The following is a 20376-nucleotide window of genomic DNA, read 5'->3' on the forward strand; positions in this document are numbered from 1 at the left end:
TATGAAGAATGGGAATGTCGCCAGCTTTCTCCGCCAGGCCGCGGAAAACTGGCGGGGCGATCTCTTCGGTGGCGTGACGGCGGCTGTGGTGGCCCTGCCCCTCGCGCTGGCCTTTGGCGTGCTGTCGAGAGCCGGTCCGATGGCCGGTCTGTACGGCGCGGTGTTCGTGGGCATTCTCGCCGCGCTCTTCGGCGGATCACCCGTGCAGGTGAGCGGGCCCACGGCGGGGATGACGGTGGTGCTGGTCCCGATCTTCCAGCAGTTCGGTCTTTCCGGACTGTACATGGCGATGTTCCTGGGCAGCGTGTTTCTGCTCCTGCTCAGCTTCCTGAAGGTGGGCCGGTACGTCCACCTGATCTCCCAGCCCGTGCTGTCCGGCTTCACCAACGGCATCGCGCTCCTGATCTTCCTCCAGCAGATCAACACGCTGCGGGGGCCTTCCGGCGCCATCGTGCCGGCTGAGGCGGCGCTGGCGGCGGCCGTGGTGGCCATCATGCTGATCTGGCCGCGCATCACCCGGAAGGTGCCGGGCTCGCTGGTCGCGCTGGTGCTCTCCACGGTGGCGGTGCGGCTGTTCTGGCCGGACAGGCTGTCCACCATCGGGGCGATTCCCGCAGGCTGGCCGAGCCTGCAGCTCGGCTTTTTCGCGGAACTGACCAACGTCGCCGCCCTGCTGAAGCCCGCCCTCACCATCGCGCTGCTGGGCGCCGTGGAGTCGCTGCTGTCGGCGGTGGTGGTGGACGAGATGGCGGGCACCCGGCACGATCCCGACCGCGAGCTGTTCGGGCAGGGCCTGGGCAACCTGGTGGCCACGCTGTTCGGCGGGATCGTGGGCACCGGCGCGATCGTCCGCTCGGCCGCCGGCCTGCAGGCCGGCGCGCGCACCCGGATGACCGGGGTCATCCACGGCCTCCTGATCCTGCTGGTGGCTGTGGCCCTGGGCGACCTGGCGGCGGTGATCCCTACGGCCACGCTGGCGGGGATCCTGATGGGCACCGCCATCAACATGGTGGACCGGCGGAGTCTGGCGGACGTCCGCCGGGTTCCCCTGGGCGATGCGGCCATCATGCTGACCACTGCCGCGGTCACCGTCGCCTTCGACCTGGTGACCGGCGTGGCGGTGGGTGTTCTGCTCTCGATGATCCGGTTCGCTGCCACGGTGACCGAGGCCCCGCTTACGGTGCAGCGCCTGGGGAAGGTTACGGCCATCCGGCTGACCGGGCCGCTCTACTTCGGCGCCGCCCGCCCGTTCCTGGACGCGGTGGACTCGGTGCCGGACGGCTCCACGCTGGTCATTGACCTGCGGGGCGTCACCAGCCTGGACGCCACGGGGGCCCAGGCCCTGGAGCGGGCGTACGCGCGGGCCGCCGCGCGGGGGTGCGAGGTCATCTGGTCCGGGGTGCAGCCGCAGGTCCACCGGGTGCTCGCGCGCTGGGACCGCCTCCCGGTCCGGCTCACGGAACAGACCTCGTGAGGAGGGGGCGCCGGGGTAAGGCGCGGCCCCGGTCGGGGGGAGCCGGGAACGGCTGCCTGCGCTCGTGAAGCCGGAGACATGGAGGAAGAAATGCACGGAAAGGTAGGGGTTTTCCGCATAGTGGCCCGGACGGCTCCCGCGTGATAATGGGGCTGACCGCAGGACACAGCGGAATATGCCAAGAGGAGGATGTCAGGATGCGCACGATGGAGAACCTGCACGAGATCGTCGTGAACCAGAAGAACGCCAAGGGCCTCACCTGGGCCGAGGTCGGCGCCGCGATCGGCCGCAACCCGGTCTACGCCGCGATGCTGTGCTACGGCTACGGCCAGGCCACCGAGGAGGAGGCCAACACCCTCGCCCGGATCCTGGGGCTCGACGCCGCCACGAAGAAGGCCCTCACCGAGGCCCCCCACCGCAAGCCGGTGCAGCCCTGGCCGCCCACCGACCCGTTCGTCTACCGGTTCTACGAGGTCATTCTGCTGTACGGCCCGGTGCTGAAGGACGTCTGTCACGAGATCTTCGGCGACGGCATCATGAGCGCCATCGACTTCTCGATCGACGTCGACAAGGTCAAGGGTGACGAGGGCGAGGACCGCGCCCAGATCGTCCTCAACGGCAAGTGGCTGCGGTACAAGAAGTTCTAAGCTGATCGGGGCCAGGCGGCACCCCATGCCCCGCACGGGGTGTGGGGTGCCGCCCCGCAGAAAGGTGGGAGTGCGATGAGGAAGTATCTGGCCCTGATGCGGGGGCAGCAGCTGGTCTCCAGCACCCCCTACCCCGGCCTGGGCGAGGCGCTCGTTTCGGGCATCGGTGGCTTTATCGTGATCTCGTTGCTGACCTATCTCCACTTCGAGGTCCAGGCGATCGGCATGTTCATCGTGCCGTTCGGCGCCTCAGCCGTCCTGGCCTTTGCCGCTCCGGGTGCGCCGTTCTCCCAGCCCCGCAACATCCTCGGCGGGCACATGGTGGCTGCGCTCAGCGGCATCGTCGTCTACATGCTGACGGGCGCGTCGGCCTTCTGGGCGATTGGCCTGGCCTCAGGCCTCGCGATCACCCTCATGGTCCTCACGAAGACCGTCCACCCGCCGGCAGGCGCCACCGCCCTGATCCCGGTGATCAACGGGATCGCCGACCCCATCTGGGCGATCAGCCCGGTCCTGGTGGGCGCCCTGGTCCTGGTCATCGTCGCCCTGCTGTACAACAACTTCTGGGCACGGATCGACAAGTTCCCGCGCCGGTACCCGAGCTTCTGGTGGTAGCACAAGAAGCTAGTTCCGGACTAGTGCTTGAGTGCCGTCAAGTTCTTCGCCCGGCATGCTACGATGGAGGCAGTTGCAGCGCCGCAGGGCCCGGCATGGCGGATGCACACGCCCGCGAGGGGCGGGGATGGCAGGTGTGCACGCATGCGGGGCCCGGTGCGGCTGGCATGCCGGCAGGGCCCGGCGCGGCGGGCGCCGCCACGGCCGGGCCCGCGGAAGGAGGGGGTGCGCGTGCCCGCCTCTGCCTACAGGTCGGAGTTTGAGATACTGGAAGTGCTGCCGGTCGGGATCTTCATCCTCGACCGGTCGTTGCGCGTTGCTTTCGTCAACGAGACCATGGAGCGGTACTTCGGCATCAGCCGGAGCCGGCTGATCGGCAGGTACAAGCCCGCCCTGGTCCAGGACCACATCCGCCACATCATCCACGAAGGCGACGAGTTCGCCCGGCGGATCCTGGCCTCATACGAAAACAACACCTACACGGAGCAGTTCCGCTGCCGGGTGCTGGCCGGGCGCAACCGCCGGGCCCGGTGGCTGGAGCACCGCTCCAAGCCCATCACCACCGGCCCCTACACCGGCGGCCGGTCCGAACTGTACACCGACATCACCGCGCAGGTCGAATCGGAGCAGGAACGGGAGTTCCTGCACAACCAGATCATGCTCATCCAGGAGCGCGAGAAGGCCCGGCTGGCCCAGGACCTGCACGACGGCCTGGGGCAATCCATCGTGGCCGTGAAGCTCATGCTGGAGGAGCTGAACGGCGAGATCTCGGCCAGGGGGATGAAGGACCCGGCCTGCGGCCGGCTGCGCGACATCATCAGCTACGTGGAGCGGATGAGCCACGAGGTCAGGTCCATCGCCTTCGACCTCACGCCCTCGATGCTGCGGCCGCTGGGCCTCGCGGAGACCATCGCCTGGATGGTGGATCATTTCGCGGACCTTTACAACCTGAAGATCGATTTCTCAAGCCATGGATTCAGCCACCGCCGGCTGCCGGAAGCGGTGGAGACCCAGCTTTTCCGCATTTTCCAGGAGGCGCTCAACAACGTCGTCAAGCATGCCCGGGCCACCGAGGTGCAGGTCCAGCTGGTCTACACCCATCCCACGGTCATCCTCACGGTCAGGGACAACGGACAGGGGTTCAACCGCAACACCGCCTTCGAGGGACTGGGCATCAAGAGCATGGAGCGGCGGGTCGAGCAGCTGAACGGCCGCTTCAAGCTGACATCCGGTCCCGGGCGTGGCACCACCGTACGGGTGGAAGTGCCTGTTGAGGAGGGAAGCCATGGCGAAGATCCGGGTACTGGTGGTCGACGATCACGCGCTGGTCCGAACCGGGCTCATGAAGATCCTGAGTTCACAGGCCGACATCGAGGTCATCGGTGAGGCGGCGTCCGGTCAGGAGGCCGTCACGCTGGCCCGCACCGTGCCGTTTGACGTGATGGTGCTCGACATCTCCATGCCCGACATGAACGGCCTGCAGGTGGCGGAGGCCCTCCGGCGGGAGGGCTGTACGGGCCGCATCGTTTTCCTCTCGATGTACAACAAGGAGTCCTTCATCTTCCGGGCGCTGGAGGCCGGCGCGCTGGGGTACGTCTCCAAGAGCGCGCCCAGCGACGAGGTCCTGCGGGCGGTGCGGTGGGCGCACCAGGGCAGGATCTACCTCAGCCCCGACAGCTCCACCCACATCGTGGCGGAGTACCTGCAGGGGCGGAAGGCGCGCATGGCCACCAGCCGCTACGAGAAGCTCACCCCGCGGGAGCAGGAGGTCTTCCGGCTGCTGGTGGACGGGTACACCAACAAGGCGATCGCCCGGGCGCTCTACATCAGCCCGAAGACGGTGGACAAGCACCGGGCGAGCATCATGCGCAAGCTGGAGGTCAGTACGTTCCCCGAGCTGGTGCGCTACGCCGTCTCCATCGGGCTGCTGGAGGTCGACCCGGAGGAAGCGGTACAGTGACATTGATCCATCCCCTGAACAGTGAATATGCTACAATGAACGGAGCCCGACACCGCCGGCCGGGCTCCTTTCTGCTGCGGTATGTGCGTTACTCCACGGGCTCGCCGTTGATCTCAATCCGGTATGTGATCTCCGCACCGTGGCGGAACAGGCCGGCCACCGAGCAGTAGCGCGTCTCCGAGAGTTCCACCGCCCGCTTCACCTTGTCCGCGGGCACATCCTTGCCGAAGACCCGGTACACCATGCGGAAGCGTTCGAAGTAGCGGGGGTGTTCCTCCCGCTCATCCGCCTCCACGGCGACCTCCACCCGGTCGAAGTCCACCCGCATCTTCTGCAGGATCGAGACGACATCGATCCCGGTGCAGCCCCCCAGGGCGGCCAGCAGGAGCTCGGTGGGCCGGGGCCCCCGGTCCTCCCCGCCGACCTCGCGCCGCGCGTCCATCAGCACCGTGTGACCGGAACCCGTCCGGGCCTCGAAGGCCATCTTGCCTGCCCAGCGTACCAGCGCTTCCTTCATCACCTATCACCTCAGTGACCTGATTCGCTGCTTATTGTGCTATGCCTGCCGAACTTTTTTCCCCTGTGACGCGCTCTTGACAGCGAGAGGCGTTCGGCGGAAGGGGGCGCCGAGAAGGAGGGATACCACTGTGACCTTGGAGGAGCGCTTCTTTGCACTGTACCGTCCCGAGCAGGGAAGGCTCTACCGAACCGCCTGGGCCATTCTCGGCAACGAGGCCGACGCCGCCGACGCCCTGCAGGAAGCGACCATCCGCGCCTACCGCGCTTTCGGGCAGCTCCGGGGCGGCGACGCGGCGTTTCCGTCCTGGATGCGGCGCATTCTCGTCAATACCTGTACACAGATCCTGCGCAAGCGCATGCGGGTGATCCCCGTGGAGCGGCCGGAGGATCTGACCTCGCATCCCATCACCGAGGTGGACCTGCCGCTGGAAGGGGATGTATGGGATGCGGTGCGCAGCCTGGACGAGCGCTACCGGGCCGTGGTCGTGCTGCGCTTCCTGAACGACATGCAGCTGGACGAGATCGCCGCGGCCCTGGACATTCCCCTGGGCACAGTGAAGTCGCGGCTGCACGCCGCCATGAAACAGCTCAGGAGCCGCCTGAACGCTCTCGAGGAACGAAAGGAGGGGCGCGGAGTCGATGCAGTGTGAGCAAATCCAGTCGGAGCTTATCGATTACTTCCACGGTACGCTCTCACCGCAGCGGCGCGCCGCCATCGAGGCACATCTGACGCAGTGCGAGGCCTGCGCAGAGGAGGCCAACGCGATGAACGACATCGGCGAGAAGCTGTCGCAGGGGCTGAAGGAGTGGGTGAACCAGGGGGTCTGCCCGCCCGAGGTTGCCGCGCGCATCGAGCTCAGCGTGAGGCGCGCCGGCCGCCCCCCGTGGCGCCGTGCGTTCGTGGCGACGGCATCGGTGGCTGCCGCGGCCGCCGTGATCGGTCTTGCCCTGTCCTCCCAGCTCATCGAGCCGGACCTCGAGATCCACCTGGATCCCCAGCAGCGCCTGACCGCCGCCCTGTTCCGGCCCAGCCGCTCGGTGAAACTGCAGGTGACCGAGTCCGGGGGCGGCCTCAGCCTGACCATCACCTCGGTGGCGACCGGCGAATCCGCGACCCGGATTGACTACACGGTGCAGGGGGAGGGGCTGGTGCTGCCCGAGGACGAGACGGCGCTGGTGCCCGAGGTGGCCACCGAGGCCGGTCCGGTCAGCTGCCCGTCCCTCACGGCCGATCAGCGCCGGGGCGGGATTCGCTTTGCGCTGTACTGCGAGCCGGTGCCGGCCGGCGAGACCATCCGCCTGACCCTGCCGGAGCTGCCGCGCCAGTCCGGGGGCACCTTCCCGCCGCTCACGGCGACCTTCACCAATTAAGGGCTGCACAGCATACGGCAGGGGGCTGCGCCTCCTGCCGTCCGCATAGTCTGGAAGGTGACCCTGCGCGCCGCCGAACCGTAGGAGTTCGGCGGTTTGCCGACGAAAAGAGGTGATGATGCGATGGCATCGGAACCGAAGGTGGGCCTCGCGCTGGGGGGCGGTTTCGCCCGGGGCATGGCGCACATCGGGGTGCTGCAGGCCCTGGTGGCGCACAAGATCCCCATCGACCTGGTGGCGGGCACCTCCGCCGGCAGCCTCGTCGGGGCGCTGTACGCCGCCACGGGCGACCCGTGGGCGCTGGAGCGGCTGGCGGCCGAGATGAACTGGCGCTCGCTGGTCCGCCTGCGCCTCCGGCGGGACGGCCTGCTGGACACCAGCGGGCTGGAGCGCTTCCTCGTGGAGCGGATGGGCGACCTGGATTTCCAGGACCTGCGCGTGCCCTTCGGCGCGCTGGCCACCGACCTGCTGGACGGGCAGCCGGTGCTCATCCGGGAAGGGCGCGTCACCACCGCCGTGCGGGCAAGCTGTGCCTACCCCGGCATCTTCCTGCCGGTGCGCCTGGGCGAGCATACCCTGGTGGACGGCGGGCTGACCCAGCCGATTCCGGCCCAGGCGGTGCGGAGCATGGGGGCCGACCTGGTCATCGGGGTGGAGCTCTCCCAGGAGCCGGTGGCCGCCCAGAGGCCGCGCAACCTCTTACATATCATGATGAGCAGCCTGGCCCTGGTCCAGCGGCCCCTGATCCGTGAGGCGGCGGCCGCGGCCGACATCCTCATCCGCCCCGAGCTCGCGGAGTTCAACCCCATCGAGCTGGATCACGTGGGCGAGATCGTCGCGCGCGGGCGAGAGGCCGCGGAGCAGATGATCCCGGCCATCCGGGAACGGCTCGCCGCGCTGCGGAAGCCGGCGAAGCCGGGGGAGGCCGCGGATCCCTAGGCCGGGGAACCGACAGCGGGAGGGAGTGGCTTGATCGATCAGACAAGGCTGCTGAAGGCCCTCATGTCGGTGATCGACGAGGGCATTCACGTGGTGGACGAGCGCGGGGTGACGGTGCTCTACAACCAGCAGGCGGGGAAGAACGACGGCCTCTCCCCCGAAGAGGTCATCGGCCGGCACCTGCTGGAGGTCTTTCCGTCGCTCACGCCGGCCACATCCACCCTGCTGAAGGTGCTGGCCACCGGGGAGCCGATCCCCGCCCACGAACAGACCTTTACCAATTACAAGGGGCAGCGGGTGACGACCGTCAACTCCACGCTGCCCATTTTCCACGAGGGCCGGCTGGTGGGGGCCATCGAGGTCTCCAAGGACGTCACGCAGGTGCGGGAGCTGTCTGAGCGGGTGGCGGGCCTGCAGGCGGCGCTGCTGCGCCCCCGGTCCCGCAGGGAGGCCCCGGTGGGCGGCGCCCGGTACACCATCGACGACCTGATCGGCGAACACCCCGCCATGCTGCGGCTGAAGGAGCAGGCCCTGCGCGCGGCCGCCACCGACTCGCCGGTCCTGGTCTACGGCGAGACGGGCACGGGGAAGGAGCTGCTGGTGCACGCGATCCACGCGGCCAGCTCCCGGCGGGACCGGCCGCTGGTGGCGCAGAACTGCGCGGCCCTGCCCGAGGGGCTGCTGGAGTCGCTCCTGTTCGGCACTGCCAAGGGCTCCTTCACCGGCGCCCAGGACCGGCCCGGGCTCTTCGAGCTGGCCGACGGCGGCACGCTCTACCTCGACGAGATCAACTCCATGCAGCCCGAGCTGCAGGCCAAGCTGCTGCGGGTGCTGCAGGACGGTCGCCTCCGCCGGCTGGGCGAGGCGACCGAGCGGCAGGTGGACGTGCGGGTCATCGCCTCCACCAACGAGGAGCCGGCCGCGGCCCTCGCCAGCGGGCGGCTCCGGCGGGACCTCTACTACCGCATCACCGTCGTCGCCCTGGAGATCCCGCCGCTGCGCCGGCGGGCCTCCGACATCCCGCTGCTGACCCGCCACTTCCTGGCCAAGCACAGCGAGCGGCTGGGGCTGCCGCCGCGCCCGCTCAGCCAGGAGGTGGAGGCGTTCTTCCAGCGGCACAGCTGGCCCGGCAACGTGCGGGAGCTGGAGCATGCCATCGAGGCGGCCCTGCAGATGGCCACCGGGCCGGAGATCCGGCTCAGCGACCTGCCCGCGCCGCTGCAGCGGGCGGCGGCGGAGCTGGCCGGGCGGGCCGCGGCGCCGTGGGCAGCGGAGTGGGAGGGGCTGTCCGGGACGCCGTGGGCAACCGAGGTAGCCGGACTGGCCGGGGGGACTCGGGCTGCGGAGGCGGCCCGGGAGGAAGCGGCCGAACTGCGCCGGAGCCTGGCCCACCTGGAGCGGGCGGCGGTGCAGCGGGCCCTGGAAGAGACGGGATGGAACGTGAGCCGGGCGGCCCGCATCCTCGGGCTGCCGCGGCAGACGCTGCAGTACCGCATCAAGGTGCTGGGCCTTAGGCGGCCGGATTGATCGCTGCGCCATGATGCCCGGATGGCCGGGCAAGGTGGTGCGGCGCGAGGTCCCGCAGGTGAGTATGGCCGACTGACCCAGGTGCGGCGGCCGCCCAAGTTTCGGCACATCCTGACAGCCAGCGATCCCTCTGCCGAAAAACCGGCAGAGGGATCGCTTTTTCCGCACGCCGCGGCGGTGGCACGCTTCTTGCAATTCGCGACAAACAGGGAGTGATGTCAGCTATGGCCATGGGCTGTCCGTACGGCACGCACCGGGTGCTGGAGCCCGCCGGGATCCTGCCCCAGCCGGCCTGGCGGGTGAACAACGACCCGGCCATTTACGACAACGAGATCCTGATCGACGTGGAGCGGCTCAACATCGACTCGGCCTCGTTCCGGCAGATCAGCGAGGAGGCGGGGGGCGACCCCGGCCGCATCGCCGCCATCATCCGGCGCATTGTCGACGAGCGGGGCAAGATGCACAACCCCGTCACCGGGTCGGGCGGGATGCTCATCGGCACCGTGCGGGAGGTGGGCCCGGCCATCACGGCCGACGTCCGGCCCGGCGACCGGATCGCCACCCTGGTGAGCCTGAGCCTCACGCCGCTCAGGATCGAGGCCATCCACCGGGTCCTGCCCGGGGCGGACCAGGTGGAGGTGACCGGCACCGCGATCCTCTTCGAGACCGGCATCTACGCGAAGCTGCCCGACGACATCCCCGACAATCTGGCGCTCGCCGCCCTGGACGTGTGCGGCGCGCCGGCCCAGACCGCCCGTCTGGTGAAGCCCGGCTCCCGGGTGCTGATCCTGGGCGGGGGCGGCAAGAGCGGCCTGCTCTGCTCCTACGCCGCCCGGCGGGCAGGCGCCGCCGAGGTGATCTGCTTCGACTACAGCGAGGAGAGCCTGGCCCGGGCCCGGCGGCTGGGCGCTGCGCACCGGTACATCCAGGGCGACGCCCGCGACGCCCTGGGCGTGATGCGGGCCGTAGGGGAGAAAGTCGACCTCACGCTCTCGCTGGTCAACCTGCCCGGCGCCGAACTGGGGGCGATCCTGGCCACCAAGCCCACGGGCATGATCTACTTCTTCAGCATGGCCACCTCGTTCACCGCCGCGGCCCTGGGGGCCGAAGGGGTGGGCAGCCAGGTGGAGATGCTCATCGGCAACGGCTACTACCCCGGGCACGCCGAGCTCACGCTGGATCTGCTCCGGGAAAGCCCCGAGCTGCGGGCGCTGTTCGAGGAAGTGTACGCCTGAACGGGGCTCGCGTGAACGGGCACGCCCGAGCGGAGAACCACGCCGCCCGCGGTGGGGGGCCGCGGGCCGGCGGCAGCGACCGAGAGCGACCGAGAATGGGAGGGACTGCGCATGCTGACCAAACCGCGCGACTGGCGGGAGATCCCGCTCTGGGCAGATGCGACCGAGGAGCAGTGGAACGACTGGCGCTGGCAGGTGAGCCACCGCATCACCAACCTGGAACAGCTGAAGCAGGTGGTGAACCTCACGGAGGAGGAGGAGGCCGCGATCCGGGACTCCCAGCACCTCTTCCGGCTGGGGATCACGCCGCATTACGCCACCCTCATCGATCCGGACGACCCCCGGTGCCCCATGCGGCTGCAGGCGGTGCCCAAGTACGCCGAGCTGGCCTGGGCCGACTACGAGATGGGCGACCCCCTGCACGAGGACGTCGACTCCCCGGTGCCGGGGCTCACCCACCGGTACCCTGACCGGGTGCTCTTCCTCATCACCCACGAGTGCTCGCTCTACTGCCGCCACTGCACCCGCCGGCGGATCGTCGGCGACCAGGAGGCCATGTCCACCGCGATGCTCGATCAGGCGATCGCCTACATCCGGGCGCATCCGGAGATCCGCGACGTCCTGATATCGGGCGGCGACCCCCTGGCGGTGCCCGACCGGCGGCTGGAGTACGTCATCAAGAACCTGCGGGCGATCCCGCACGTGGAGATCATCCGCATCGGCACCCGCATGCCGGTGGTGCTGCCGCAGCGCATCACCCCGGAGCTGGTGAACATGCTCCGGAAGTACCACCCCATCTGGCTGAACACCCACTTCAACCATCCCTTTGAGGTGCAGCATCCGAAGGCCCGTGAGGCGATGGAGCGGCTGGCCGACGCCGGCATCCCCACGGGGAACCAGTCGGTGCTGCTGAAGGGCATCAACGACTGCGCGGTCGTCATGAAGCGGCTGGTGCACGAGCTGGTGAAGGTGCGCTGCCGGCCCTACTATATCTACAACTGCGACCTCTCCGAGGGGCTGAGCCACTTCCGCACCTCCGTCTCCAAGGGGCTGGCCATCATCGAGGCCCTGCGCGGCCACACCTCGGGTTACGCGGTGCCCACTTTCGTGGTGGACGCCCCGGGCGGCGGCGGCAAGATCCCGGTGATGCCCCAGTACCTGATCTCCCAGTCCGACGGGCGGGTGATCCTGCGGAACTTCGAGGGGAAGATCAGCATCTACCACGAGGGCACGCCGGAGGATCACATCGAGGACGGCAAGTGCACGATCTGCGGCACCGACCACAGCGACATCAAGATCGGCCCGGCTGCCGAACTTTGGGCAGTGCGGCCCCGGTCGGGCGAGATGGCCCTGCCCGAGGGCGTAATCCGCCTGGGGCAGGAGGCCGGCGATGACTGACGACCTGGCCGTCCGGCTGCTCAGGGCCGTGCTCGGCGGCCGGGACCGGGGGCGCGTCAGCCTGGTGGGCCTCTCGAAGAACGCCGGCAAGACGGTGACGCTGAACCGGCTAATTCGCGCCGCGGCAGCCCTGGGGATCCCCCTGGGGCTGCTCTCCACGGGGCGGGACGGCGAGGCGGTGGACGCGGTGACGGAGCTGCCGAAGCCGCGCATCTGGGCGCCCGAGGGGGCGCTGGTGGCCACCGCGGCCGCCGGCGGCCCGGACGGCGGGCGCGCAGCGGCCGGTGACGACCCGGAGAGCCGGGCCCGGGTGGCCGTGCTGCGGGAGACCGGCGTCACCACCCCGCTGGGCCCGGTGGTGATCGGCCGGGTCGAGCGGGCCGGCCAGGTGCTGCTGGTGGGCCCCGGCTCGGCGGCCCGGATCGCAGCCCTGCTGGACGAGCTGGAGGCCGCGGGGGCGGCGCTCTGCCTGGTGGACGGCTCCTTCGACCGCCGCGCGGCGGCCGCGCCCGCGGTGACGGGGCGGGCGGTGCTCGCGGCCGGGGCGGCCTACTCCGCGTCCATGGAAGCGACCGTGTCCCAGGTGCGGTACCTGCTGGAGCTCTTCGACCTGCCCGAGGCCCCGGCGGCGCCGCGGGAGCGGCCGCCGGTCTGCCTGCTGCCCCCGGATGGCCCGCCCGCGCCAGTGCCGGTGCGGAGCGGCCTGGCCGACCCGGAACGGGTGGCCGAGGCGGTGGCGGGCGCGCCGCCCGGGACCGCCCTCTGCCTCACCGGCGCCCTGACCGACGGGCTGCTGAAGGCCCTTCTGGCCCGGCGGCTGGCGCGCGTCCCCATCCTGGTGCCCGACCCGACCCACGTGCTGGCGGACCGGCACACCTGGCGCCGGTGGCGGCGGCAGGGCGGGCAGGTGTGGGTGGAGAAGCGGGTGGAGATCGCCGCGGTGACCACCAACGCCTACTCCCCGGTGGGGCCGGGCTACGACGCCGCGGCCTTCTGCGCCCGGGTGGCGGAGGCGGCCGGGCGGCCGGTGGTCGACCTGGTGGCGGGCATCGCGCACTACTTGGCTGACGCAACTTGAAGACGAAACCGGAGGGAGAACACCTTGTCGCTGACGCTGAACATCGACCCGGCGCGGGTGGCGCGGGCCCGGGAGCTCGCGGGCCGCATCGTGGACCAGGTGCAGCCCTTCATCGAGCGGCACACCACGACGGCCATCGAGCGGGCGGTGGTGCGCCTCTTCGGCGTGGAGGGGAAGGGGCCGGATGAGGTGCCCCTGGCGAACCTGGTGGTGGAGTCCCTGCAGGACGGCGGGGGCCTGGGGCGCGGCGCGGCCTTCTGGATGGCCAACGCGTGCCGGCAGACCGGCCGGACGCCCCAGCAGGTGGCCGAGGCGGTGGCGTCGGGCGAGCTGAACCTGATGCAGCTGCCGCTCCTGCCGGAGGCGGAGATCCGGGACGAGGCCGAACGGCTCTCCCGGGCGGCGCTGGACCGCATCCGGCAGAACCGGCGGACCCGCGAGGGCCTCATCGCCCGGTACGGCGAGCGGCCCGGCCCCTGGCTCTACCTGATCGTAGCGACGGGGAACATCTACGAGGACGTGGTGCAGGCCCAGAACGCGGCCCGGCAGGGGGCCGACGTCATCGCCGTCATCCGCTCCACCGCCCAGTCGCTGCTGGACTACGTGCCCGAGGGCGCGACCACTGAGGGCTTCGCCGGCACCTACGCCACCCAGGAGAACTTCCGCATCATGCGCCGGGCCCTGGACGAGGTGAGCGAGGAGCTGGGCCGCTACGTGCGGCTCACCAACTACGCCAGCGGCCTCTGCATGCCCGAGATCGCCGCGCTGGGGGCCCTGGAACGGCTGGACATGATGCTCTCGGACTCGATGTACGGCATTTTGTTCCGGGACATCAACCCGCAGCGGACGCTCATCGACCAGCACTTCGCCCGGATGATCCAGGCCGAGGCCGGCATCATCATCAACACGGGCGAGGACAACTACCTGACCACGGCCGACGCCTACGAGGCGGCGCACACGGTGCTGGCGTCGCAGTTCATCAATGAACAGTTCGCCCACCGCTCGGGCATGCCCGACAGCCAGATCGGGCTGGGCCACGCCTTCGAGATGGACCCGAGCCTGGAGGACGGCCTGCTGTACGAGATGGCCGACGCGCTGCTGAGCCGGGTCTGCTTCCCCAATGCCCCGCTGAAGTACATGCCGCCCACCCGCCACATGACCGGCGACATCTTCATGGGCCACGTGATGAACGCCCTGTTCAACCTGACCAGCGTGGCCACGGGGCAGCAGATCCACCTGGTGGGCATCCTCACCGAGGCGATCCACACCCCTTACCTGCACGACCGGTTCCTGGCCATCGAGAACGCCCGCTACATCTTCAACAACGCCCGGCACTTCAGGGAGGAGTTCCGGCTGGCGCCCGGCGGGCGCATCGAGCGGCGGGCCGCCGAGGTGCTGGAGCGGACGGTGGCCCTGCTGGAGCGCATCGCCGAGCGCGGCCTGTTCGAGGCGATCGCCGACGGGGTTTTCGCCGGCATCCGCCGGCCGCGGGACGGCGGCAAGGGGCTGGACGGCGTCCTGGAGAAGGGCGAGGGGTACCTGAACCCCTTCTACGAGCTCTGCCTGAAAGGGGGCGGTGAGGCGTGAGCCGCGTGGTCCTGCCTTACGGCGACACCACCGGAGACGGCGCCGTGCAGCTTTCCTTCACCCTGCCGGTGCCCGTCGGCGCCGCGGCCCGGGAGGCCGCCCGGCAGCTCTGCCTGAAGATGAACCTGGAGAACCCCCAGGTGGTGGCCATGCGGGACCTGGGCGGGGGCTACACCTTCTTCGTCGTGTACGCGAAGGCGACCCAGGGGGTCGACCTGGACGCGATCCACGTGCCCGAGGTCACGGCGCCGTCGTGGTCGATGGAGGAGATCGACCGGCTGGTGGCCGAGCGGATCGGCCGGCCGGTGCGGGTGGTGGGGGCCTGCACGGGCACCGACGCCCACACGGTGGGGCTCGACGCCATCCTGAACATGAAGGGCTACCGGGGCGACTACGGCCTGGAGCGGTACCAGGGGTTCCGGGTCTGGAACCTGGGCAGCCAGGTGCCCAACGAGGTCCTGGTGGCCAAGGCCCAGGAGGTGGAGGCGGACGCCGTCCTGGTGAGCCAGGTGGTGACCCAGAAGAACGTGCACCTGAGCAACATGACCGGGCTGGTGGACCTGCTGGAGGCCGAGGGCATGCGGGAGAAGGTGATCCTCATCGCCGGCGGGCCCCGCATCACCCACGAGCTGGCGGTGGAGCTGGGGTATGACGCCGGCTTCGGCCCCGGCACCCTCCCCAGCCAGGTGGCGGCGTTCATCGTGCAGACGCTGCTGGAGCGCCAGGCCCGGTGAACGCGGCAGCGGCACAGGAACTTGGAGGCCCCGACCGTGCGCCATGCGCGGGTTCGGGGCCTCTTCGCCGGGGGTGTGTCGCGGGGCCGGCGCGCGGCATAGGTTGGCAGGGTCTTGACGGATCGGCGCGCGGGGGGTAAATTTCGGCTCGTACATGCGCAGGGCAGCAGGAATCCGCGCGCCGCAGTCGAATCTCTCATCGGCTTTCCGGCGGCTGACGGGTTTGACCTGCGGACCTGAAGCTGCCCATCGAGGTGGATGGACAGACAGGGAGTGGAGATGGGATGGGATCGCCTATGGAACTGAAACCTGATATGTCGGTAACGGATCTGGCCTTCACCATTTTGAAGAAGCACGGCAAGCCGATGCACTTCAAGCAGCTGATCAGCGAAGTGATGCAGGTGAAGGCGATCAGCCAGGAGAACCCGGGCCGCCTGATCGCGCAGATGCACACCGAGATCAACCTCGATTCCCGCTTCATTCACCAGGGGGGCGGCGAGTGGGGGCTCAGGGAGTGGCAGCCCAAGACGAGCCGGGTCGTCCACATCAAGGCCGACGGCACGGCCGGCCGGGTCACCCGGTCTCCCCTCCGGCTGGAGGATGAACTGGACGACATCGGGGAAGAAGAGGAAGAGGAACTGGACCTCGGTGAGGAGCTTGACGACGAGTACTCCCTGGACGAGGTGGATATCGACGACGAGCTGGAGGCCGATGACGTCGGCGCGGCGATCGACGACGAGGACGAGGAGGACCTCTAGCGTCTGGCGATACAGAGGGGATACGGCGTATCCCCTTTTCGCTTGACAGGCCTCGCGCGGCTGGCTAGAATAGACCAGTATTTGTTCATAGCAGCAGCATCGGCCGAGCTTCCAGGGAGGGGCACGGATCATGGCCAAGTTCATTTTCATAACCGGAGGCGTGGTTTCAGGTCTCGGCAAGGGCATTACGGCGGCGTCCCTTGGCCGGCTCATCAAGAGCCGGGGCTATAGGGTCACCGCCCTTAAATTTGATCCCTACCTGAACGTGGACCCAGGCACGATGAGCCCGATTCAGCACGGCGAGGTCTTCGTCACCGAGGACGGCGGTGAGTGCGACCTGGACGTCGGGCACTACGAGCGGTTCATGGACGTGAACCTGGGCAAGGGCAACAACGTCACCACCGGCAAGATCTACTCCTCGGTGATCGCCAAGGAGCGCCGGGGCGATTACCTGGGCGGCACCGTGCAGGTGATCCCGCACATCACCAACGAGATCAAGTCCCACATCCGCCGGGTGGCGGAGGACAGCGACGCCGACGTCATCCTGGTGGAGATCGGCGGCACGGTGGGCGACATCGAGGGGCAGCCCTTCCTGGAGGCCATCCGGCAGTTCAAGAACGAGGTGCCCCGCAGAGATGACACGCTCTTCATCCACGTCACGCTGGTGCCGTACATCGACGCGTCGGGCGAGCTGAAGACCAAGCCGACCCAGCACTCGGTGCGGGAGCTGCGCTCCATCGGCATCCAGCCGGACGTCATCGTCTGCCGGTCCGACCGGGAGATCCCGAAGGACCTGCGGGAGAAGATCGCCCTCTTCTGCGACGTCCCGCCCGAGGCCGTCATCCCCAACCAGGACCTCGGGTCGCTCTACGAGGTGCCGCTGGCCATGGAGAAGGAGGGGCTGGCGGAGATCGTCTGCCGGCGGCTGGGGCTGGACCCCCGCACCCCCGACCTGGCCGAGTGGGAGGCCCTGGTGCAGCGGGCCAAGCACCCCGAGCGCGAGGTGGAGATCGCCCTGGTGGGCAAGTACGTGGCCCTCGAGGACGCCTACCTCTCGGTGGTGGAGTCGCTGAACCACGCGGGCATCCACAACAACGCCCGGGTGCGCATCCACTGGATCGACTCGGAGCGGCTGGAGAACGGCGTGACGGAGGAGACGCTGGAGGCCTGCCTGGGCAAGGCCGACGGCATCCTGGTGCCCGGCGGCTTCGGCTACCGGGGGGTGGAGGGGAAGATCAACGCCGTCCGCTACGCCCGGGAGAAGGGGGTGCCGTTCTTCGGCATCTGCATGGGCATGCAGTCGGCGGTCATCGAGGCCGCCCGGCACCTGCTGGGGCTCTCGAAGGCCAACTCCACCGAGTTCGTGACGGACTGCAAGGAGCCGGTCATCGACATGATGGCGCAGCAGAAGCAGGTGACCGACCTGGGCGGCACCATGCGGCTGGGCGCCTTCCCCTGCAAGCTGAAGCCGGGTTCCCTGGCCCACGCCGCCTACGGCACGGACGTGGTCCACGAGCGGCACCGGCACCGCTTCGAGGTGAACAACGCCTACCTGGAGCGGCTGGAGTCCGTCGGCCTGAAGGCCACCGGCGTCTGGCCCGGGGGGAACCTGGTGGAGGTCATGGAGATGGAGGGCCACCCCTGGTTCGTCGGGGTGCAGTTCCACCCCGAGTTCAAGAGCCGCCCCAACCGGCCGCACCCGCTGTTCCGGGACTTCATCCGGGCGGCGCTGGAGTATCGGGCGGGGAAGAAGTAAAAGCAATACTTGGTGGGCCCGTGCGGCTGTGCTGCACGGGCCTTGCTTTGTCTGCCGCGGGTTCTGAGTTGTGGCGCAGGCCATACAACGGGTATATTCAAATGTAGAATCACGCAGCGACCGAGACGGTCAGGGGGTGGACGCCCGTGAAGGAGTACATCTTCCGCGATCCCATCCACGGCAACATCGCGGTGAAGGACGAGACCATCTTCGGCCTCATCCAGAGCCCCGAGTTCCAGCGGCTCCGGCGCATCCGGCAGCTGGGCACCTCCTTCATCTCCTACCCCGGGGCGGAGCACACCCGGTTCGCGCACTCCCTGGGCGTCTACCACCTGATGAACCGCGTGCTGGCCCACCTGGCGGAGCACCGGGTGGAGATCGATCCGGACGAGCGGGCGATGGCGTGCGCGGCGGCGCTGCTGCACGACATCGGCCACGGCCCCTTCTCGCACCTCTTTGAGAAGGTGACCGGCATGCACCACGAGGCCTGGGTGGCCCGCATCATCGCCAGCCCTGAGTCGAGCATCGCCCACATTCTGGCCGACCGGGATGCTGCGTGGCCGGCGCGCATCGCCTCCTTCATCCGCGGCGCCTGGGAGGGGCGGCCCTTCCTGAAGGAGCTGATCGCCAGCCAGCTGGACGTGGACCGCATGGACTACCTGCTGCGGGACAGCCGCATGTGCGGCGTGACCTACGGCCAGTTCGACCTGGAGCGGCTGATCCAGACCCTCACGGTGGTGGACGGCCACCTCGCCCTCACCGACAAGGGCATCACCTCGGCCGAGGAGTTCCTGCTGGCCCGCTACTTCATGTACTGGAACGTGTACTTCCACAAGGCGACCCGGTCCAGCGAGGTGCTGCTGGAGCTGGCCCTGCGCCGGGCGGTCGCCCTGGTGCGGGCGGGCGAGCAGGGAGCGCTGGGCTTCCTGCCGCCGGCCCTGGAGCCGGTGCTGGCGGGGCAGGACCTCACCCTGGCGCAGTACGTGGCCCTGGACGAGACGGATGTGCTCTACGCGATCAAGCGCTGGGCGGCGGCCCCCGACCCGGTGCTGGCGGACCTCAGCGGCCGCTTCCTGAACCGGCGGCTGTTCGCCGGCATCCGGCTGGACGGGCCTCTGGACCCGGAGCAGGAGGAGGCGGTGCGGCGGGCCCTCCGCGGGGCCGGGTTCGATCCCGACTATTACTATCAGATCGACCGGGCGGCCAGCGCCACCTACCAGTACTACGTGACCCAGGAGGCGGGCCCCACGCCCATCCAGATCCTCCTTTCGTGGACCGACCCGCCGGCGCTCCGGGAGGTGACCGAGGTCTCGCAGGTGCTCCGGGGCATCGCCACCCAGCCGGTGAGCCGCAGCTTCCTCTTCGTGCCGCGGGAGGCGGCCGACAGGGTCAGGCAGGTCCTGCTGATCACTTGACTCTCGCGAATCCGCAACAGACCGGGCGGACGTGCCGTTGTGGCACCGACCGCCCGGTTTTCGTATGCTGGCCAGTAACCCGAGGTATGGAAGGGGCGCCGGCGGCCAAAGCTAGGATCTAGGGTGAGTAATGAGGAGGGACCCAGTTGAGATCGGTCATCTTTATGGATTACGAGAACATCTACTGGAGCATGAAGCAGCAGTACGGCGTGGCACCCGACCTGGACCGCTTGATCACCAGCCTGCGGGAGATGGGGGAGCGCGGCAGCGGGCAGGTCTGCCTGATGCACGCCTACGCGGACTTCGACCACGAGGAGTTCCGGGGGCTGATGAGCGACCTGCAGCGGCGCAGTGTGGAGCCCCGGCACGTGTTCTCGAAAAACTACGAGGACGGCACGCGCAAGAACGCCGCGGACATCGAGATGAGCCTGGATGCCCTGGAGATGATGTACACACGGTCCGACATCGACACGTTCGTGCTGGTCTGCGGCGACCGTGACATGATCCAGGTGATCCGCAAGCTGCGGGCCCGGGGCAAGCAGGTGCACGTGGTGGCGGTGGAAAAGACGATGAGCAAGGACGTGATGTCCTTCGTCAACCAGTTCACCACCATCGAGTCGCTGCTGGGCATGCTGCCGCCGGCGATGTACGACATGGAGATGATGATCCGCAAGCTGGACGCCGCGGAGTGCGGCAAGCCCTTCGTGGGGCTGAAGTACTTCCTGCGGATCCTGGCCGGGTCGGACATCGTGGACCGGAAGACGTACGAGCTGGTGAACCAGGCGATTTCGGAGGGCATCATCGACACGTACAAGGTGCCCAACCCCAAGGATGAGCTGTTCCCGACCACGGCCTGCAAGCTGAACCGGGAGCACGAGCTGGTCAAGCGGGTGCTGGGGGAGAAGGCCCCGAAGGGCCAGGGACAGCCCGGCACGGTCACGGCATAAGGGACGGAAGCGGAGGCGCCGCCCGCGCGGGGCGGCGCTTTCGCGCGCGCCAGGGATTGACAGCGCGCTTTCGCGCGATTTTGGGGAACAAATCGGCCTGTCCAGCGTCTATCTGAGTGCGACCGCAAAACGGAGGGAGATGTCGGGAACATTCCCGCCGATTGCGTCGTCTGTAAACCTGTGTAACCCGGGCTGGCAAGAGGTCCATCCAGTGGCAGTGAGCTGCCCAAACTCTCCTAAGCGGCGCGCGAGAAGGATTTGCGCCGCGGGGAACGAAAATAGTTTAGCCGATGGCAGACATATTCCGCTGCCGGACCCCGAAGCCGTATAAGGGTACACATGACCAAGTTTACAAAGCTTCCTCATGTCACCGCTCGTGAGGAAGGTAGCTTTAGGACCTAAAGACTACAAAGGAG

General features: G+C 68.8%; 19 protein-coding genes. 18 read left to right on the plus strand and 1 reads right to left on the minus strand.

All coding sequences use genetic code 11. From position 1 onward, the window contains the following. Position 1 precedes the first annotated feature (1 nt). The 5 genes from ACZ5UM_RS05185 (at position 2) to ACZ5UM_RS05205 (ending at position 4696) form a co-directional block, all read left to right on the plus strand. Positions 2–1474 (plus strand): SulP family inorganic anion transporter, encoded by a 1473-nt coding sequence (locus ACZ5UM_RS05185; protein WP_464847264.1) that lies wholly within the window; start codon positions 2–4, stop codon positions 1472–1474. A 197-nt stretch (positions 1475–1671) separates the two neighbouring features. Then, positions 1672–2121: a cyanase gene (gene cynS / locus ACZ5UM_RS05190; RefSeq protein WP_464847265.1), complete on the plus strand. Its 450-nt coding sequence runs from the start codon at positions 1672–1674 to the stop codon at positions 2119–2121. A gap of 75 nt (positions 2122–2196) precedes the next feature. After that, positions 2197–2736, plus strand: a complete 540-nt coding sequence (locus ACZ5UM_RS05195) for an HPP family protein (protein WP_464847266.1) — start codon at positions 2197–2199, stop codon at positions 2734–2736. A 231-nt stretch (positions 2737–2967) separates the two neighbouring features. Continuing rightward, positions 2968–4122: an ATP-binding protein gene (locus tag ACZ5UM_RS05200; protein ID WP_464847267.1), complete on the plus strand. Its 1155-nt coding sequence runs from the start codon at positions 2968–2970 to the stop codon at positions 4120–4122. Further along, positions 4022–4696: a response regulator gene (locus ACZ5UM_RS05205; RefSeq protein WP_464847268.1), complete on the plus strand. Its 675-nt coding sequence runs from the start codon at positions 4022–4024 to the stop codon at positions 4694–4696. Before ACZ5UM_RS05200 ends, ACZ5UM_RS05205 begins: the two co-directional genes overlap by 101 nt. An 88-nt stretch (positions 4697–4784) precedes the next feature. Here ACZ5UM_RS05205 and ACZ5UM_RS05210 read toward each other — a convergent pair whose 3' ends face one another. Beyond that, positions 4785–5213, minus strand: a complete 429-nt coding sequence (locus ACZ5UM_RS05210; RefSeq protein WP_464847269.1) for an OsmC family protein — start codon at positions 5211–5213, stop codon at positions 4785–4787. A 130-nt stretch (positions 5214–5343) separates the two neighbouring features. On the opposite strand from ACZ5UM_RS05210, the gene ACZ5UM_RS05215 reads away from it, so the two are divergent. The 13 genes from ACZ5UM_RS05215 (at position 5344) to ACZ5UM_RS05275 (ending at position 19960) form a co-directional block, all read left to right on the plus strand. Then, entirely contained in the window at positions 5344–5865 is a 522-nt protein-coding gene (locus ACZ5UM_RS05215; RefSeq protein WP_464847270.1) for a sigma-70 family RNA polymerase sigma factor, read from the plus strand. Next, a complete protein-coding gene (locus ACZ5UM_RS05220; RefSeq protein WP_464847271.1) occupies positions 5855–6586 on the plus strand; it encodes an anti-sigma factor family protein in 732 nt (243 codons plus the stop codon). The genes ACZ5UM_RS05215 and ACZ5UM_RS05220 overlap by 11 nt, the downstream gene beginning before the upstream one ends. 123 nt (positions 6587–6709) lie before the next feature. Next, on the plus strand, positions 6710–7525 hold the full coding sequence (locus tag ACZ5UM_RS05225) for a patatin-like phospholipase family protein (RefSeq protein WP_464847272.1): 816 nt from the start codon (positions 6710–6712) through the stop codon (positions 7523–7525). Between the two features lie 30 nt (positions 7526–7555). Further along, on the plus strand, positions 7556–9052 hold the full coding sequence (locus tag ACZ5UM_RS05230) for a sigma-54 interaction domain-containing protein (RefSeq protein ID WP_464847273.1): 1497 nt from the start codon (positions 7556–7558) through the stop codon (positions 9050–9052). Positions 9053–9276: 224 nt separating this feature from the next. Further along, positions 9277–10287 carry an L-erythro-3,5-diaminohexanoate dehydrogenase gene (gene kdd / locus ACZ5UM_RS05235; RefSeq protein WP_464847274.1) on the plus strand — a complete coding sequence of 337 codons (1011 nt, stop codon included), beginning with the start codon at positions 9277–9279 and terminating at the stop codon, positions 10285–10287. Positions 10288–10398: 111 nt separating this feature from the next. Further along, on the plus strand, positions 10399–11685 hold the full coding sequence (gene kamA, locus ACZ5UM_RS05240) for a lysine 2,3-aminomutase (RefSeq protein WP_464847275.1): 1287 nt from the start codon (positions 10399–10401) through the stop codon (positions 11683–11685). Next, positions 11678–12763 (plus strand): lysine 5,6-aminomutase reactivase subunit KamB, encoded by a 1086-nt coding sequence (gene kamB / locus ACZ5UM_RS05245; RefSeq protein WP_464847276.1) that lies wholly within the window; start codon positions 11678–11680, stop codon positions 12761–12763. Before kamA ends, kamB begins: the two co-directional genes overlap by 8 nt. A gap of 24 nt (positions 12764–12787) precedes the next feature. Beyond that, on the plus strand, positions 12788–14350 hold the full coding sequence (kamD, locus tag ACZ5UM_RS05250) for a lysine 5,6-aminomutase subunit alpha (protein ID WP_464847277.1): 1563 nt from the start codon (positions 12788–12790) through the stop codon (positions 14348–14350). After that, complete coding sequence (gene kamE / locus ACZ5UM_RS05255; protein ID WP_464847278.1) at positions 14347–15084, plus strand: lysine 5,6-aminomutase subunit beta; 738 nt, start codon at positions 14347–14349, stop codon at positions 15082–15084. The genes kamD and kamE overlap by 4 nt, the downstream gene beginning before the upstream one ends. A gap of 296 nt (positions 15085–15380) precedes the next feature. Continuing rightward, positions 15381–15842, plus strand: coding sequence for a DNA-directed RNA polymerase subunit delta (gene rpoE, locus ACZ5UM_RS05260; RefSeq protein ID WP_464847279.1), 462 nt, complete (start codon positions 15381–15383; stop codon positions 15840–15842). Positions 15843–15972: 130 nt separating this feature from the next. Beyond that, positions 15973–17598, plus strand: coding sequence for a CTP synthase (locus ACZ5UM_RS05265; protein WP_464847280.1), 1626 nt, complete (start codon positions 15973–15975; stop codon positions 17596–17598). Between the two features lie 146 nt (positions 17599–17744). Then, the gene (locus ACZ5UM_RS05270) at positions 17745–19013 is read left to right on the plus strand and encodes an HD domain-containing protein (RefSeq protein ID WP_464847281.1); all 1269 of its coding nucleotides are present in this window, start codon (positions 17745–17747) and stop codon (positions 19011–19013) included. 146 nt (positions 19014–19159) lie between these two features. After that, complete coding sequence (locus ACZ5UM_RS05275) at positions 19160–19960, plus strand: NYN domain-containing protein (RefSeq protein WP_464847282.1); 801 nt, start codon at positions 19160–19162, stop codon at positions 19958–19960. The last annotated feature ends 416 nt before the right edge of the window (positions 19961–20376 follow it).

Source organism: Symbiobacterium ostreiconchae (assembly GCF_055396975.1).

Coding starts and splice junctions, on each gene's coding strand:
- kdd (WP_464847274.1), top strand. CDS start 9,277: ATGGCCATGGGCTGTCCGTACGGCACGCACCGGGTGCTGGAGCCCGCC.
- ACZ5UM_RS05225 (WP_464847272.1), top strand. CDS start 6,710: ATGGCATCGGAACCGAAGGTGGGCCTCGCGCTGGGGGGCGGTTTCGCC.
- ACZ5UM_RS05265 (WP_464847280.1), top strand. CDS start 15,973: ATGGCCAAGTTCATTTTCATAACCGGAGGCGTGGTTTCAGGTCTCGGC.
- ACZ5UM_RS05210 (WP_464847269.1), bottom strand. CDS start 5,213: ATGAAGGAAGCGCTGGTACGCTGGGCAGGCAAGATGGCCTTCGAGGCC.
- ACZ5UM_RS05195 (WP_464847266.1), top strand. CDS start 2,197: ATGAGGAAGTATCTGGCCCTGATGCGGGGGCAGCAGCTGGTCTCCAGC.
- cynS (WP_464847265.1), top strand. CDS start 1,672: ATGCGCACGATGGAGAACCTGCACGAGATCGTCGTGAACCAGAAGAAC.
- kamA (WP_464847275.1), top strand. CDS start 10,399: ATGCTGACCAAACCGCGCGACTGGCGGGAGATCCCGCTCTGGGCAGAT.
- ACZ5UM_RS05220 (WP_464847271.1), top strand. CDS start 5,855: ATGCAGTGTGAGCAAATCCAGTCGGAGCTTATCGATTACTTCCACGGT.
- ACZ5UM_RS05185 (WP_464847264.1), top strand. CDS start 2: ATGAAGAATGGGAATGTCGCCAGCTTTCTCCGCCAGGCCGCGGAAAAC.
- ACZ5UM_RS05205 (WP_464847268.1), top strand. CDS start 4,022: ATGGCGAAGATCCGGGTACTGGTGGTCGACGATCACGCGCTGGTCCGA.
- kamB (WP_464847276.1), top strand. CDS start 11,678: ATGACTGACGACCTGGCCGTCCGGCTGCTCAGGGCCGTGCTCGGCGGC.
- rpoE (WP_464847279.1), top strand. CDS start 15,381: ATGGAACTGAAACCTGATATGTCGGTAACGGATCTGGCCTTCACCATT.